This is a genomic window from Actinomadura luzonensis (genome assembly GCF_022664455.2).
Lineage (GTDB): Bacteria > Actinomycetota > Actinomycetes > Streptosporangiales > Streptosporangiaceae > Nonomuraea > Nonomuraea luzonensis.
In genome coordinates this window covers 1,285,427-1,298,366 of record NZ_JAKRKC020000002.1, presented here as the reverse complement: position 1 = coordinate 1,298,366, position 12,940 = coordinate 1,285,427, and the positions used below count along the sequence as shown (strand labels likewise).

The window sequence follows — 12,940 nt, the reverse complement described above, 5'->3', positions numbered from 1 at the left end:
GCTTTTCCGCCGGGCCGGAGCGGGAGGGATCAGGAGGACACGTCGCGGTACAGGCCCTTGGCGATGGCGGTGATCCGCTGGACGGAGGCGCTCCACGCGCTGCCCGCCGGATGCGCGGTCAGCACCGCCATGACGTACCGCTCCCCCTTGCCCACCAGGCCCGTCGTGTGCAGCACCGGACGGCCGTAGTCGGGGACGCCGGAGCCGGTGGCGCGCCGGGCGATCCACGAGACGGGCGCGCCGATCGCCCTGGCCTCGCGGCACCGGGTGGGCGGCGTCGTGCCGAACCCGGACCAGCCCTGCTTGACCGCGTACGGCCTGGGCACCGCGCTGGGGATGCCGAAGGTCTGGTCGAAGCCGTCGGTGCCGCAGGAGGCGGCCTTGCGGAGGTGGCCGAGGATGGTGTCGCGGACCCGGGCGTCGGCCCGGTCGAGCAGGTAGCGGTAGGTGCGGACGATGTCGTACGCGCTGAGCGAGGTGTAGCCCCAGAAGCCGGGCTGCGAGGCGGGCGGCGGCGCGGTGTCGGCGAGGCCGAGCCTGCGCGCGACCCGCACGATGATCTGCCCCTTGCCGCCGCGGTCCCAGAAGGCCGAGGCCGCGTCGTCGTCGCTGGCCCGCAGCATGACCTTCAGCAGCTCGGCGTCGGCCTTCGGCACGCTCTTGCGGCGTTCGAGGTAGTCGATGGCGATGAGGATCTTCACCACGGACGCCGAGCGGTACTTGCGGTGGGCGTTGCGCGCCGCGACGAACCTGCCCGCCTGCCGGTCGAAGACCACCCACGCCGCCGTGGTCCCCGCGGGCACCCGGGGCGGGGCCGCCGCCGCCCGGGCGGGCGGGGCGAGGACGGCGAGCAGGGGGACGGCCGCCACCGCGGCCGCGAGGGGCTTGATGCGCATCCGCCTATAACTACCAGATCTCCCCGACACACTCTTGACCACCCAACGAAAGCGGGTATAAACACAGGAGAAACCAAATCGAAACGGCGGTGAACCAACATCATGTACGCCGAGGAGCGGCAGCAGGAGATCCTGCGGAGAGCGCGCGCCGCCGGCCGCGTCGACGTGGTGACGCTGGCCGCCGAGCTCGACGTGACCACCGAGACGATCCGCCGCGACCTCACGGCGCTGGAGCGGGCGGGCGTGCTGCGCCGGGTGCACGGCGGCGCGATCCCCGTCGAACGGCTCGGGTTCGAGCCCGCGCTGTCCGCCCGCGACGAGGTGATGACGGCCGAGAAGGAGCGCATCGCGAAGGCGGCGCTGGCCGAGCTGCCCGAGGACGGCTCGGTCATCATCGACGCCGGCACCACCACGGGCCGCCTGGTGCAGGTGCTGCCCGCCGACCGCGAGCTGACCGTCGTGGTCAACTCGCCGCCGCTGGCCACGGCCCTCGCCGCCCGCGCCAACCTGCACGTGATCGTGCTCGGCGGGCGGCTGCGCGGCAAGACCCTCGCCACCGTGGACGACTGGGCGCTGCGCCCGCTGGAGCACCTGAACGTGGACGTCGCGTTCATGGGCACCAACGGCTGCTCGCTGGACCGGGGCCTGACCACGCCCGACCCGGCCGAGGCGGCGATCAAGCGGGCCATGGTCAGGGCCGCGCAGCGCAGCGTGCTGCTGGCCGACCACACCAAGTTCTCCAACACCTACCTGGCCACGTTCGCCGAGCTGGGCGAGATCGACGTGGTGGTCAGCGACACGGGGCTGGACGTCACGCTCGCCGCCGACCTGGCGGCGGCCGGGCCGGAGGTGATCCGCGCGTGATCCTCACGCTGACGCTCAACCCGAGCCTCGACCGTACGATCGAGATCGCCGCGCTGGACCGGGGCGCGGTGATCCGCGCCGCCGCCGCCCGCCTCGACCCCGGCGGCAAGGGCGTGAACGTCTCGCGGGCGCTGCTGGCCAACGGCGTGGCCTCGCGGGCGGTGGTGCCGTTCGGCGGGGACGAGGGGCGCCAGCTCGTGCGCCTGCTGGCCGCCGAGGGCCTGGACATGGTGACCGTGCCGGTGACCGGGCGGACCCGGTCCAACGTCACGCTGGCCGAGCCGGACGGGACCGTCACGAAGATCAACGAGCCGGGCACCGCCCTGTCGGCCGTCGAGCTGGACACGATCGCCGACGCCGTCCTCGCCGCCGCCCACGGCCAGGCGCTCGCGGGCGGCGGCGGCCCCGGTGATGGCCGAAGTGACGGCCCCCGTGACGACCGGAGTGACGGCCTCAGCCCCGGCCGGAGTGACGGCCTCCGTCGCAGCCTGGACGACGGTCCCGGAGCGAGTCGCGGTGACGGTTCAGGTGGCGGGCGGGGGGCGGATTGGGTGGTGGCGTCGGGGAGCCTGCCGCCCGAGGTGCCCGCCGACGTCTACGCCCGCCTGTGCCGCCGCTTCGCCGGCGCCGGCATCCAGGTGGCCGTGGACACCAGCGGCCCGGCCCTGTCGTGCGCGGTCGGCGCGGCGCCCGCCCTGGTCAAGCCGAACCTGGAGGAGCTGGGCCAGGTCACCGGCCGTCCCCTGCTGCGGCTCGGCGACGTGGTGGAGGCGGCCGGGGTGTTGCGGGCGGCGGGGGCGCGCAGGGTCCTGGCCAGCCTGGGCGCCGACGGGGCCGTGCTCGTCGAGGACGGCGGCGTCTGGTACGGCCGCGCGCCGGTCGCCGGGCCCCGCAGCTCGGTCGGCGCGGGTGACGCCATGCTGGCCGGTTTCCTCGCCGCCGGCGGGTGCGGCCCGGAGGCGCTGGCGCGGGCGCTGGCCTGGGGCGCGGCCGCGGTCCGCCTGCCGGGCAGCCGCCTGCCGGGGCCCGCCGACATCGACCCCGCGCCCGTGGCGGTCGGCCCGCCCGACCTCGCGTGCCCGCTCACCGTCCCCCACCTGCCGCCCGCCCCGGCCGCACCCGCTTCCCTCCCCTGACCCGCGACCTCCGACAGCACCCCGCTCCTCTGCCCTGGCCCCCCTCGCCCCGGCCCGGTCCGCCGCACCGGGTGCGGGCGGGCGGTCGAACACCTGCTCAACCCCCCGAAGGAGCAAGTCCATGGCCGACACCTACACACCCGCGGTCACCGGCACCGGCGTCAAGGCCACCATCCAGCGCATCGGCGGCCACCTGGCCGGGATGATCATGCCCAACATCGGGGCGTTCATCGCCTGGGGCCTGATCACCGCGCTGTTCATCCCGACCGGCTGGCTGCCCAACGAGACCCTCGCCAAGATGGTCGGCCCGATCATCTCGACCCTGCTGCCGGTCCTCATCGCCTACACGGGCGGCCGGATGGTGCACGGGCAGCGTGGCGCGGTGGTCGGCGCGGTGGCGGTGATGGGCGTCGTGGTGGGCACGGAGGCGCCGATGTTCCTCGGCGCCATGATCATCGGCCCGCTCACCGCCCTGATCCTGAAATATGTGGACAAGTTCACGGAGGCGCGCACCAAGGCCGGCTTCGAGATGCTGGTCGACAACTTCTCCGCCGGCATCGTCGGCGCCGCGATGGCCGTGGTCGGCTTCCTCGCCATCGGGCCCGTCGTCCAGACGATCACCACGGCCGCGGGCGACGCCGTCGCGTGGCTGATCACCCACAGCCTGCTCCCGGTGGCCTCGCTGCTCATCGAGCCGGCCAAGGTGCTGTTCCTCAACAACGCCATCAACCACGGGGTGCTCAGCCCGCTCGGCGTGACCGAGGCCGCCCAGCACGGCAAGTCGATCCTGTTCATGCTGGAGTCGAACCCCGGCCCCGGCCTGGGGCTGCTGCTGGCGTACCTGCTGTTCGGCCCGCGCGCGCTGCGTCCGAGCACGCCCGCCGCGATGATCATCCACTTCTTCGGCGGCATCCACGAGATCTACTTCCCGTACGTGCTCATGAAGCCCCGCCTGATCGCGGCCGTCATCCTGGGCGGCGCGGCCGGGGTGTTCACGTTCATGGTCACCGGGGCGGGCCTGGTCGCCACCCCGTCGCCGGGCAGCATCTTCGCCTACCTCGCGGTCACGCCCAGGGGCGGCTGGCTGGCCTCCAGCCTGGGCATCCTGGTGGCCGCCGCCGTGACGTTCTTCGTCGCCGCCGTCCTGCTGGGCTTCGGCAGGGGCGAGAAGAAGCAGGACGAGGACACGCCGGACACCACCGGGGTCACCACCGCGGAACCCGTCACCACCAAGGAGGCCTGAGCCATGGCCGGCATCGACAGCAAGGACATCCACAAGATCATCGTCGCCTGCGACGCCGGGATGGGCAGCAGCGTCATGCTCGCCTCCCAGCTCCGCAAGCAGCTCAGGGACAGCGGCGTCACCGTCGAGCACACCCCGGTCAACTCCATCCCGGACGACGCCGACGTGGTGCTCTGCCACGCCGGCCTGGCCGCCCGCGCCCAGGCCGCCGCCCCCGGGAAGGTGCTGGTGCCGTTCCAGATCTTCCTCGGCGACCCGGCCGTGACCCGGCTGGTCGACACCATCAGGAACGGCGGCGTCGTCGATGCGTGAGGACCTGCTCGACCCGCGGGCGGTGCTGCTGCACGAGAGCGCCCCGGACCGCGAGTCGGCCGTGCGCCGCTGCGGCCGGGCGCTGGTCGAGGTGGGGGCGGTCGCGGAGCCGTACGTGGCGGCGATGCTGGAGCGCGAGCGCTCCCTGTCGACCTACGTCGGCGAGGGGGTCGCCATCCCGCACGGGACGAACGCCTCGAAGAACGACATCCTCCGCGACGCGCTCTGCTTCGTGCGCTTCCCGTACGGCGTGGACTGGGACGGCGAGCAGGTCACGGTGTGCGTCGGCATAGCCGCCCGCGACGGCGGGCACGTTCCCCTGCTGGCGGCGCTGGCCGAGATCCTGCTCGACCCGGACCGGGCCCGCGCCCTGCGCGAGGCCACCGCGGCGGAAGACGTGATCAAGGAGCTGACGTCATGAAGGTCGCCAGGTTCCACGCCCCGGGCGACATCAGGATCGAGGAGGCGCCCGAGCCCGTCGCCGGGCCCGGCGAGCTGAAGATCCGGGTGCGCAACTGCTCGACGTGCGGCACCGACGCCAAGATCTACAAGTTCGGGCACCACCACATCGTGCCGCCCCGGGTGATGGGCCACGAGATCGCCGGCGAGGTCGTGGACAGCGGCGCCCGGGTGCAGGTGATCGCCGCGATCCCGTGCGGGACGTGCGCGGAGTGCCTGCGGGGCCGCCGCACCGTCTGCCCGAACCAGGAGTCGATGGGCTACCACTACGACGGCGGGTTCGCCGAGTACCTGGTCGTCCCGGCGAAGGTGCTGGCGGTGGACGGGGTCAACGCCATCCCCGAGAACGTCGGCTTCGCCGAGGCGTCCGTCGCCGAGCCGCTGGCCTGCGTGCTCAACGGGCAGGAGCTGGCCGGCGTCGGCGCGGGCGACGACGTGGTCGTGATGGGCGCGGGCCCGATCGGCTGCCTGCACGTCCGGCTGGCGCGGGCGCGCGGCGCGGCCCGCGTCTTCCTCGTGGACGTCAACGCGCAGCGGCTGGCGATGGCCGCCGAGCTGGTGCGCCCGGACGCCGCGATCGACTCCGACCCGGTCGCGGAGGTGCTCAGGCTGACCGGCGGCCGGGGCGCGGACGTCGTGATCACGGCGGCGGCGTCCGGCGCGGCCCAGGAGCAGGCGACGCGGATGGCGGCGCGGCAGGGCCGCGTCAGCTTCTTCGGCGGCCTGCCGAAGGACGACCCGGTCATCGCGCTGGACTCCAACCTCGTGCACTACCGCGAGCTGACCATCGTCGGCGCGAACGGCTCCAGCCCGGCGCACAACGCGGCCGCCCTGCGGCTGGTGTCGGAGGGCGCGGTGCCGGTGGCCGACCTGATCACCCACCGGCTGCCGCTGCCGGACGTGCTCGACGGGATCGACCTCGTCAGCCGGGGCGCGGCCATCAAGGTCACCATCGAACCCTGACATCCTGGAGGTTGTCGTCATGGCAGCACAGCGAACGGTGGCCGTCGCCTCGGCCAGCGGGCTGCACGCCCGTCCCGCCAAGCTGTTCGTGCAGGAGGCGGCGCGGCTGGGGGTGCCGGTGACGGTGCGGCTCGGCGAGAAGGCCGTGCCAGCGCGGAGCATGCTGGGGGTGTTGTCCCTGGGGGCCGTGCAGGGCACGGTCGTGACGCTGGAGGCGCCGGACGGGCCGGGGGCCGAGGAGGCCCTGGACGCGCTGGTGGCGCTGCTGTCGCGCGACCTGGACGCCGAAGAGGCCCTCGATGCCTGACGGCACCGGCCAGGTCACGACGCACGGCGGGGGGCGGCTGTCCGGGCTCGGGGTGAGCCAGGGCCGGGCGGCGGGGCCGCTGGTGCGCATGGCCGAGCCGCCGCGCCTGCCCGGGCCCCGGCCGGTCACCGACCCGGACGCCGAGGCCGCCGCCGTCGTCAAGGCCCTGGAGGCGGTGACGGCGGACCTCACGCGGCGCGCCGCCGCCGCCCGCTCGCCGGCCCCGGCCCCTGTTGAGACGGCCGGCGGCACGACCGGGGACGGCGCGCGGGCGGGCACCGCGGACGACACGGACGACACGGACGTCGCGGCGCGGGCCGGCGCCGAGGCCGCCGAGATCCTGGAAGCGCTCGCGATGATCGCCGACGACCCGATGCTCCGCGAGGAGGCCGAGTCCCGCGCCAGGGGCGGCCAGGACGCCGCCCACGCCCTGGACGCCGCCTTCACCGGCCACCGCGAGACCCTGGCCGCCCTCGGCGGCTACCTGGCCGAGCGGGCCGCCGACCTCGACGACCTCCGGCACCGCGCGGTGGCCGCCGTCCTCGGCCTGCCGATGCCGGGCCTGCCCGCCCCCGGTCACCCGTACGTGCTGGCCGCCGCCGACCTCTCCCCCGCCGACACCGCCGGTCTCGGCCCGGACGTGCTGGCGCTGGTCACCGAGCGCGGCGGCCCGACCAGCCACACGGCGATCCTGGCCCGCGCCCGCGGCCTGCCCGCCGTGGTCGCCTGCCCCGCGATCGCGGACGTCCCCGACGGCACGCTCGTCGGCGTGGACGGCGCCACCGGCGAGGTCACCGTCGGCCTGACCCGGGAGCAGGCGGCCGAGGTCGTGGCGCGGGACCGCGAGGAGCGGGCCCGCCTGGCCGCGAGCGCCGGCCCCGGCCGCACCGCCGACGGCCACCCGGTGCGGCTGCTGCTCAACGTCGGCTCGGCCGCCGACCTGCGTCCCGGCGCGGAGGGCGTGGGGCTGTTCCGCACCGAGTTCCTGTTCCTCGGCCGCCGGCAGCCGCCGTCGCGGCAGGAGCAGGTGACCGCCTACGCCGAGGTGTTCGGGCGGGCCGGGGGCCCGGTGATCGTCCGGACCCTGGACGCCGGCACCGACAAGCCCCTCCCCTTCCTCGGCCTGCCGGAGGAGCCGAACCCGGCGCTCGGCGTCCGCGGCCTGCGGGTGGACCGCGTGCGGCCCGGCGTTCTGGACGACCAGCTCGCCGCGATCGCCGAGGCGGCCCGCGCGACCGGCGCGGACGTGCGGGTCATGGCGCCCATGGTGACGACGGTGGCGGAGGCCGCCGGGTTCGCGGCCCGCGCCCGGGCCGCCGGTCTCGCCCGGGCGGGCGTGATGGTGGAGGTGCCGGCCGCCGCGCTGCGGGCCGCCGCGCTGCTGCGCGAGGTGGACTTCCTCAGCGTCGGCACCAACGACCTGGCCCAGTACGCCTTCGCCGCCGACCGCCAGCACCCGGGGCTGGCCGACCTGCTCGACCCGCGCCAGCCCGCCCTGCTGGAGCTGGTCGGGATGTGCGCCCGCGCGGGCCGCGAGGCGGGCAAGCAGGTCGGCGTGTGCGGCGAGGCGGCGGGTGACCCGGCCGTCGCCCCGCTGCTGGTGGGCCTCGGGGTGACGAGCCTGTCCATGGCGCCGTCCTGCGTGCCTTTGGTGCGTGAGGCGCTGGCGGGCCTCACGCTGGCGGAGTGCGAGGAGCGGGCGGCGGCCGCGCTGGGTTGAGGACGGGCAGGTCAGGCGGGCGGGTCAGGCGGGCGGGTCAGGCGGCCGGCTCGGGGTTGTGCGCCCTGAGCCGGAGCGTGCCGCCCTCGACGTCCACCGTGACCTTGCCGCCCTCGGTGACCTCCCCGGTGAGCAGCATGGCCGACAGCCGGTTGTCCAGCTCGCGCTGGACGGTGCGGCGCAGCGGGCGGGCGCCGAACTCCGGCTGGTGACCGCGCTCGGCGAGCCAGTCCTTGGCGGCGTCGCTGACCTCCAGGGTGATGCCCTGGCCGCGCAGCCGCTGCCGGGTGCGCTCCAGCAGCAGGTCGACGATCTGGCGGAGCTGGTCGCGTTCGAGGCGCTTGAAGATGATCGTCTCGTCGATGCGGTTCAGCAGCTCGGGACGGAGCGAGCGGCGCAGCAGGTCCATGAGCCGGTCCTCCAGCGCGGCGGCGTCGCCGGTGGCCGCCAGGATGATCTCGGCGCCGATGTTGCTGGTCATGATGACGATGGCGTTGGTGAAGTCGACGGTGCGGCCCTGGCCGTCGGTGAGGCGCCCGTCGTCGAGCATCTGCAGCAGGATGTTCATCACGTCGGGGTGGGCCTTCTCGATCTCGTCGAGCAGGATCACGCAGTGCGGGCGGCGGCGCACGGCCTCGGTGAGCTGTCCCGCCTCCTCGTAGCCGACGTAGCCGGGCGGCGCGCCGATGAGCCGCGAGACGGTGTGCCGCTCCTGGAACTCGCTCATGTCGATGCGGACCATGTGGTCCTCGCCGCCGAACAGCGCGGCGGCCAGCGCCCTGGCCAGCTCCGTCTTGCCGACGCCGGTCGGGCCGAGGAACAGGAAGCTGCCGATGGGCCGGTTCGGGTCCGACAGGCCCGCGCGGGCGCGGCGGACGGCCTCGGCGATGGCGGTGACGGCCTCGTCCTGGCCGATGACGCGCTCGTGCAGGTGCTCCTCCAGCCGCATGAGCCGGTCGCGCTCCTGCTCGGTGAGCTGGGTGACGGGGATGCCGGTGCGGCGCGAGACGACCTCGGCGATGTCCTCCACCATGACCTGCGGGACGGTGTCGCTGCCGTGCCGGGCGCGCTCCAGCTCGGGGCGGAGCTTGTCGATCTGGCCGGTCAGCTCCTTGGCCCGGTCGAAGTCGTCGGAGGCGACGGCCTGGTCCTTGTCGCGGCGCAGCGACTCCAGGCGTTCCTCCAGCTCGCGCACGTCGCTGCCGGGCGTGCGGGCGCGCAGCCGGACGCGGGCGGCGGCCTGGTCCATCAGGTCGATGGCCTTGTCGGGCAGGAAGCGGTCGGTGATGTAGCGGGCCGAGAGGTTGGCGGCGGCGTCCAGGGCCTCGTCGGTGATGCGGACCTGGTGGTGGGCCTCGTAGGCGTCGCGCAGCCCGGCCAGGATCTCGACCGTCTGCTCCACGGTCGGCTCGGCGACCAGGATCGGCTGGAAGCGGCGTTCGAGGGCGGCGTCCTTCTCGATGTTCTTGCGGTACTCGTCGATGGTGGTGGCGGCGATGACGTGCAGCTCGCCGCGCGCCAGGGCGGGCTTGAGGATGTTGGCGGCGTCCATGCCGCCCTCGGCCGAGCCGGCGCCGACGAGCGTGTGCACCTCGTCGATGAAGACGATGATCTCGTCGGCGTGCGCGCGGACCTCGTCGATGACCTTCTTGATCCGCTCCTCGAACTCGCCCCGGTACTTCGACCCGGCCACCATGCCGGTCAGGTCGAGCGCGATGACCCGCCGGTCCTTCAGCGTGTCGGGGACGCTGCCGTTCACGATGCGCTGGGCGATGCCCTCGACGATCGCGGTCTTGCCGACGCCGGGCTCGCCGATCAGGCACGGGTTGTTCTTGGTGCGGCGCGAGAGCACCTCGATGGACTGCTCGATCTCGTCCTCGCGGCCGACGACCGGGTCCACGCGGCCCTGGCGGGCCTCCTCGGTGAGGTCGCGGCCGTACTCGTCGAGCGAGGGGGTGTCGCCCGTGCGGCGGGCGGCGTCGCCTCCGGCGCGGTGCGCGGCCGCGCCGGACAGCACGGCCTCCTGCAGCTCGTTGGCGGAGACGCCCTGCTCGCGCAGGAGACGGGCGGCGCCGGAGTCGGGGTTGGCGGCCAGCGCGAGCAGCAGGTGCTCGGGCCCGATGTAGGAGGAGCCGAGCGCGCGCGAGATGCGCTGGGCGTCCAGGACGGCGCGCTTGGCTGCCGGCGAGAGCGTGGTCGGCGGCTCGGCGGCCTCGCCCGGCCCGGCGAGGTCGTCGATGCGGTCGCGCAGCCGGTCGGCGTCCACGCCGGCGGCGGTCAGCAGCGCGCGGGTGGCGTCGGTGTCGATCAGGGCGTCGAGCAGGTCGAGCGCGTCGAGGTCGGGCGCGCCGCGCTGCCCCGCCCCCTCGACGGCGCGTTGCAGCGCCTCCCTGGCCGAGGCGCTGAGCAGCCGGCCGACGTCCACCCGCTGGACGCCGGGCCGGGACGGCGGCCAGCCCTCCATGCCGCCGAACACCCGGCCCGTCAGTTCCTCGAACCCTCGGAACGGGTCCCCGCCGAAAAACGACCCGAACGGCATGTCCGCCATGGATGTCCCCTCTCACGCTCCGAGGGGACACCTAGCCAGCGAGGCCGCGAGCCAATGCCAGCGTTCGGCAAAGGTTGCGCGGCGGCGCGTCCGTTCAGGGGCGGCGGCGCAGGGACGGGTCGGCGAGTTGCGGCGGCTGCCAGCCCGCGTCGGCCGGGTTGAGCGTGACGCCGGGCGGCACGATCGCGTCGATCCGGTCGAGCACGTCGTCGCTCAGCCGCACCTCGGCGGCGCCGAGCTGGCTCTCCAGGTGGTCCATGGTGCGCGGCCCGATGATGGCGGAGGTGACCGCCCGGTGCCTGAGCGTGAACGCGATCGCCAGCTCGATCAGGGTGTGCCCGGACTCCTCCGCCAGCCGCGCCAGCTCCTCGGCGGCGTCCAGCTTGCGCTGGTTGGCCGCGATGGACAGGTCGTAGCGGCCGGGCAGCCGGTCGGCGCGGCGGGTGCGCGGGAGGTCCTGGCCCTTGCGGTAGCGGCCGCTCAGCCAGCCGCCGGCCAGCGGGCTCCAGACGATGACGCCCATGCCGTAGCGCTCGGCGACGGGCAGCACGTCGGCCTCGATGCCGCGCGCCAGCGCCGAGTACGGCGGCTGCTCGCACACGAAGCGCTCCAGCCCCCGCCGCTCCGCCGCCCACTGGGCCTCGACGATCTGGTGGGCGGGGAAGGTGGAGCTGCCGAGGTAGCGGACCTTGCCCTGCCTGACGAGGTCGGTGAGCGCGCCCAGGGTCTCCTCGACGTCGGTGTCGGGGTCGGGGCGGTGGATCTGGTACAGGTCGATCCAGTCGGTGCCGAGCCGGCGCAGCGAGTTCTCGACGGCCTGGAAGATCCAGCGGCGGGAGTTGCCCCGCTGGTTGGGGCCCTCGCCCATCACGCCGTGGCACTTGGTCGCCAGCACGACCTCGTCCCGCCGGCCGGACTTGGCGAGGGCCTGGCCGACGTACTCCTCCGACTGGCCCTGGGAGTAGACGTCGGCGGTGTCGATGAAGTTGACGCCCGCGTCGAGCGCGCGGCCGATGATGCGGGCGGACTCGCCCGGGTCGGGCTCGCCCCACCAGCCGAACATCATCGCGCCGAGGCACAGCGGGCTGACCTTGAGACCGGTACGTCCGAGTACGCGATATTCAGTCACGGCTCTCACTCTGTCGCAACGAGGTCGATGACGGGAGTGTCACCGGAGACGAGTTCGTACGTGCGCCGCGCGGTGCCCGGGTTGTCCAGCAGCGCCATGATCACGGCGGCCACGTCGTCGCGCGGCACCGAGCCCGGCGGCACCTCGGGCGCGAGCCGGACCAGCCCGGTGCCGGGCTCGTCGGTGAGGCGGCCGGGGCGCAGGATGGTCCAGGCCAGGTCGCGGCGGCGCAGGTCGTCCTCGGCGGCGGTCTTGGCGTCGATGTAGGCGGCCCACACCTCGTCGCGGCCGGGCGCGGGCGGCTTGCCCGCGCCCATGGACGAGATCTGGACGAAGCGCCCGACCCCGGCGCGCTCGGCGGCGTCGGCCATGAGCACGGACGCCCCCCGGTCGACGGTGTCCTTGCGGGCCGCGCCGCTGCCCGGCCCGGCGCCGGCCGCGAAGACGACGGCGTCGGCGCCGCGCACGATCCCGGCGACCTCGTCGACGGAGGCCCGCTCCAGGTCGCACACGACGGCCCGCGCGCCGGTGGCCTCGACGTCGGCGACGTGCGCCGGGTTGCGCACCAGGCCGACCGCGCCGTCCTTGAGCCGCGCGGCCAGGCGCAGCGCGATCTTCCCGTGGCCGCCCGCGATGATGATCCGCATGCCGCCATGGTGTCATGGGACCATGACGGAGTACCCGCACGCCCCCGTACCGGCGTTTCTGTTCGACCTCGACGGCACCTTGATCGACAGCGTCTACCAGCACGTGATCGCCTGGCGGCAGGCGCTGGCGGGGATGGGCATCGACCTGTCGGTGTGGCGCATCCACCGGCGCATCGGCATGAGCGGCGGGTTGTTCGTCAGCGCGTTGCTGCGCGAGACCGGGCTGAAGCTGACGCGCGAGCAGATCGAGCGGCTGCAGGTGGCGCACATGGAGGCGTACGAGCGGCAGGCCGACTCGGTGCGGCCGCTGCCCGGCGCGCCCGAGCTGCTGGCCGAGCTGACCTCGCGCGGCGTGCCGTGGGCCATCGCCACCAGCGGCTACGCCCGCACCGCGCGGCTCGCGCTGGGCCTGCTGGGGCTGCCCGAGGACACCCCGATGGTCACCCGCGACCTGGTGCGCCGGGCCAAGCCGGACCCCGACCTGTTCCTCGCCGGTGCGGCGCTGGTGGAGGCGGATCCGGCGCATGCCATGGTGGTGGGCGACAGCGTCTGGGACCTGCTGGCCGCCCGCCGGGCCGGCGCGCTCGGCATCGGACTGCTGTCGGGCGGGTACGGACGGGACGAGCTGGAGCGGTCGGGGGCGTTCAGGGTCTACGCCGACCCGGCCGACATGCTGGGCCGGCTCGACGAGCTCGGCGTGCGGCTCGACGATTAGG

At 74.6% G+C, this 12,940-nt stretch carries 13 protein-coding genes; 9 read left to right on the top strand and 4 right to left on the bottom strand.

What is annotated here, in order from left to right:
* Nucleotides 1-29: 29 nt before the first annotated feature.
* Complete coding sequence (locus MF672_RS36240; protein WP_242375087.1) at nt 30-896, bottom strand: serine hydrolase; 867 nt, start codon at nt 894-896, stop codon at nt 30-32.
* A gap of 102 nt (nt 897-998) precedes the next feature.
* Here MF672_RS36240 and MF672_RS36235 point away from each other — a divergent pair, with 102 nt between their 5' ends.
* The 8 genes from MF672_RS36235 to ptsP all read left to right on the top strand — a co-directional run bounded on the left by MF672_RS36235 (nt 999) and on the right by ptsP (nt 7,900).
* Entirely contained in the window at nt 999-1,760 is a 762-nt protein-coding gene (locus MF672_RS36235; protein ID WP_242375088.1) for a DeoR/GlpR family DNA-binding transcription regulator, read from the top strand.
* Nucleotides 1,757-2,896 carry a 1-phosphofructokinase family hexose kinase gene (locus tag MF672_RS36230; RefSeq protein ID WP_242375089.1) on the top strand — a complete coding sequence of 380 codons (1,140 nt, stop codon included), beginning with the start codon at nt 1,757-1,759 and terminating at the stop codon, nt 2,894-2,896. The genes MF672_RS36235 and MF672_RS36230 overlap by 4 nt, the downstream gene beginning before the upstream one ends.
* Nucleotides 2,897-3,017: 121 nt before the next feature.
* Nucleotides 3,018-4,139 carry a mannitol-specific PTS transporter subunit IIC gene (gene mtlA / locus MF672_RS36225; protein WP_242375090.1) on the top strand — a complete coding sequence of 374 codons (1,122 nt, stop codon included), beginning with the start codon at nt 3,018-3,020 and terminating at the stop codon, nt 4,137-4,139.
* Between the two features lie 3 nt (nt 4,140-4,142).
* A complete protein-coding gene (locus tag MF672_RS36220) occupies nt 4,143-4,451 on the top strand; it encodes a PTS sugar transporter subunit IIBC family protein (protein WP_242375091.1) in 309 nt (102 codons plus the stop codon).
* Entirely contained in the window at nt 4,444-4,872 is a 429-nt protein-coding gene (locus tag MF672_RS36215; RefSeq protein WP_242375092.1) for a PTS mannitol transporter subunit IIA, read from the top strand. Before MF672_RS36220 ends, MF672_RS36215 begins: the two co-directional genes overlap by 8 nt.
* Complete coding sequence (locus tag MF672_RS36210; protein ID WP_242375093.1) at nt 4,869-5,873, top strand: zinc-dependent dehydrogenase; 1,005 nt, start codon at nt 4,869-4,871, stop codon at nt 5,871-5,873. The genes MF672_RS36215 and MF672_RS36210 overlap by 4 nt, the downstream gene beginning before the upstream one ends.
* Nucleotides 5,874-5,892: 19 nt before the next feature.
* Complete coding sequence (locus MF672_RS36205; RefSeq protein WP_242375094.1) at nt 5,893-6,180, top strand: HPr family phosphocarrier protein; 288 nt, start codon at nt 5,893-5,895, stop codon at nt 6,178-6,180.
* Nucleotides 6,173-7,900, top strand: coding sequence for a phosphoenolpyruvate--protein phosphotransferase (ptsP, locus tag MF672_RS36200; RefSeq protein WP_242375095.1), 1,728 nt, complete (start codon nt 6,173-6,175; stop codon nt 7,898-7,900). The genes MF672_RS36205 and ptsP overlap by 8 nt, the downstream gene beginning before the upstream one ends.
* 37 nt (nt 7,901-7,937) lie before the next feature.
* Here the strand turns inward: ptsP and MF672_RS36195 are convergent, their stop codons facing one another.
* The 3 genes from MF672_RS36195 to MF672_RS36185 all read right to left on the bottom strand — a co-directional run bounded on the left by MF672_RS36195 (nt 7,938) and on the right by MF672_RS36185 (nt 12,224).
* Nucleotides 7,938-10,448 (bottom strand): ATP-dependent Clp protease ATP-binding subunit, encoded by a 2,511-nt coding sequence (locus MF672_RS36195; RefSeq protein WP_242375096.1) that lies wholly within the window; start codon nt 10,446-10,448, stop codon nt 7,938-7,940.
* A gap of 94 nt (nt 10,449-10,542) precedes the next feature.
* Entirely contained in the window at nt 10,543-11,577 is a 1,035-nt protein-coding gene (locus MF672_RS36190; RefSeq protein WP_302893334.1) for an aldo/keto reductase, read from the bottom strand.
* Between the two features lie 5 nt (nt 11,578-11,582).
* Nucleotides 11,583-12,224, bottom strand: a complete 642-nt coding sequence (locus tag MF672_RS36185; protein WP_242375097.1) for an SDR family oxidoreductase — start codon at nt 12,222-12,224, stop codon at nt 11,583-11,585.
* 22 nt (nt 12,225-12,246) lie between these two features.
* On the opposite strand from MF672_RS36185, the gene MF672_RS36180 reads away from it, so the two are divergent.
* Nucleotides 12,247-12,939, top strand: coding sequence for an HAD family hydrolase (locus MF672_RS36180; RefSeq protein ID WP_242375098.1), 693 nt, complete (start codon nt 12,247-12,249; stop codon nt 12,937-12,939).
* Nucleotide 12,940: the final 1 nt, after the last annotated feature.

Excerpts from the sequence above, each read along its gene's own strand:
- MF672_RS36215 (WP_242375092.1), top strand. The coding sequence starts at position 4,444 with ATGCGTGAGGACCTGCTCGACCCGCGGGCGGTGCTGCTGCACGAGAGC.
- mtlA (WP_242375090.1), top strand. The coding sequence starts at position 3,018 with ATGGCCGACACCTACACACCCGCGGTCACCGGCACCGGCGTCAAGGCC.
- MF672_RS36180 (WP_242375098.1), top strand. The coding sequence starts at position 12,247 with ATGACGGAGTACCCGCACGCCCCCGTACCGGCGTTTCTGTTCGACCTC.
- MF672_RS36195 (WP_242375096.1), bottom strand. The coding sequence starts at position 10,448 with ATGGCGGACATGCCGTTCGGGTCGTTTTTCGGCGGGGACCCGTTCCGA.
- ptsP (WP_242375095.1), top strand. The coding sequence starts at position 6,173 with ATGCCTGACGGCACCGGCCAGGTCACGACGCACGGCGGGGGGCGGCTG.
- MF672_RS36235 (WP_242375088.1), top strand. The coding sequence starts at position 999 with ATGTACGCCGAGGAGCGGCAGCAGGAGATCCTGCGGAGAGCGCGCGCC.
- MF672_RS36210 (WP_242375093.1), top strand. The coding sequence starts at position 4,869 with ATGAAGGTCGCCAGGTTCCACGCCCCGGGCGACATCAGGATCGAGGAG.
- MF672_RS36220 (WP_242375091.1), top strand. The coding sequence starts at position 4,143 with ATGGCCGGCATCGACAGCAAGGACATCCACAAGATCATCGTCGCCTGC.
- MF672_RS36205 (WP_242375094.1), top strand. The coding sequence starts at position 5,893 with ATGGCAGCACAGCGAACGGTGGCCGTCGCCTCGGCCAGCGGGCTGCAC.
- MF672_RS36185 (WP_242375097.1), bottom strand. The coding sequence starts at position 12,224 with ATGCGGATCATCATCGCGGGCGGCCACGGGAAGATCGCGCTGCGCCTG.
- MF672_RS36240 (WP_242375087.1), bottom strand. The coding sequence starts at position 896 with ATGCGCATCAAGCCCCTCGCGGCCGCGGTGGCGGCCGTCCCCCTGCTC.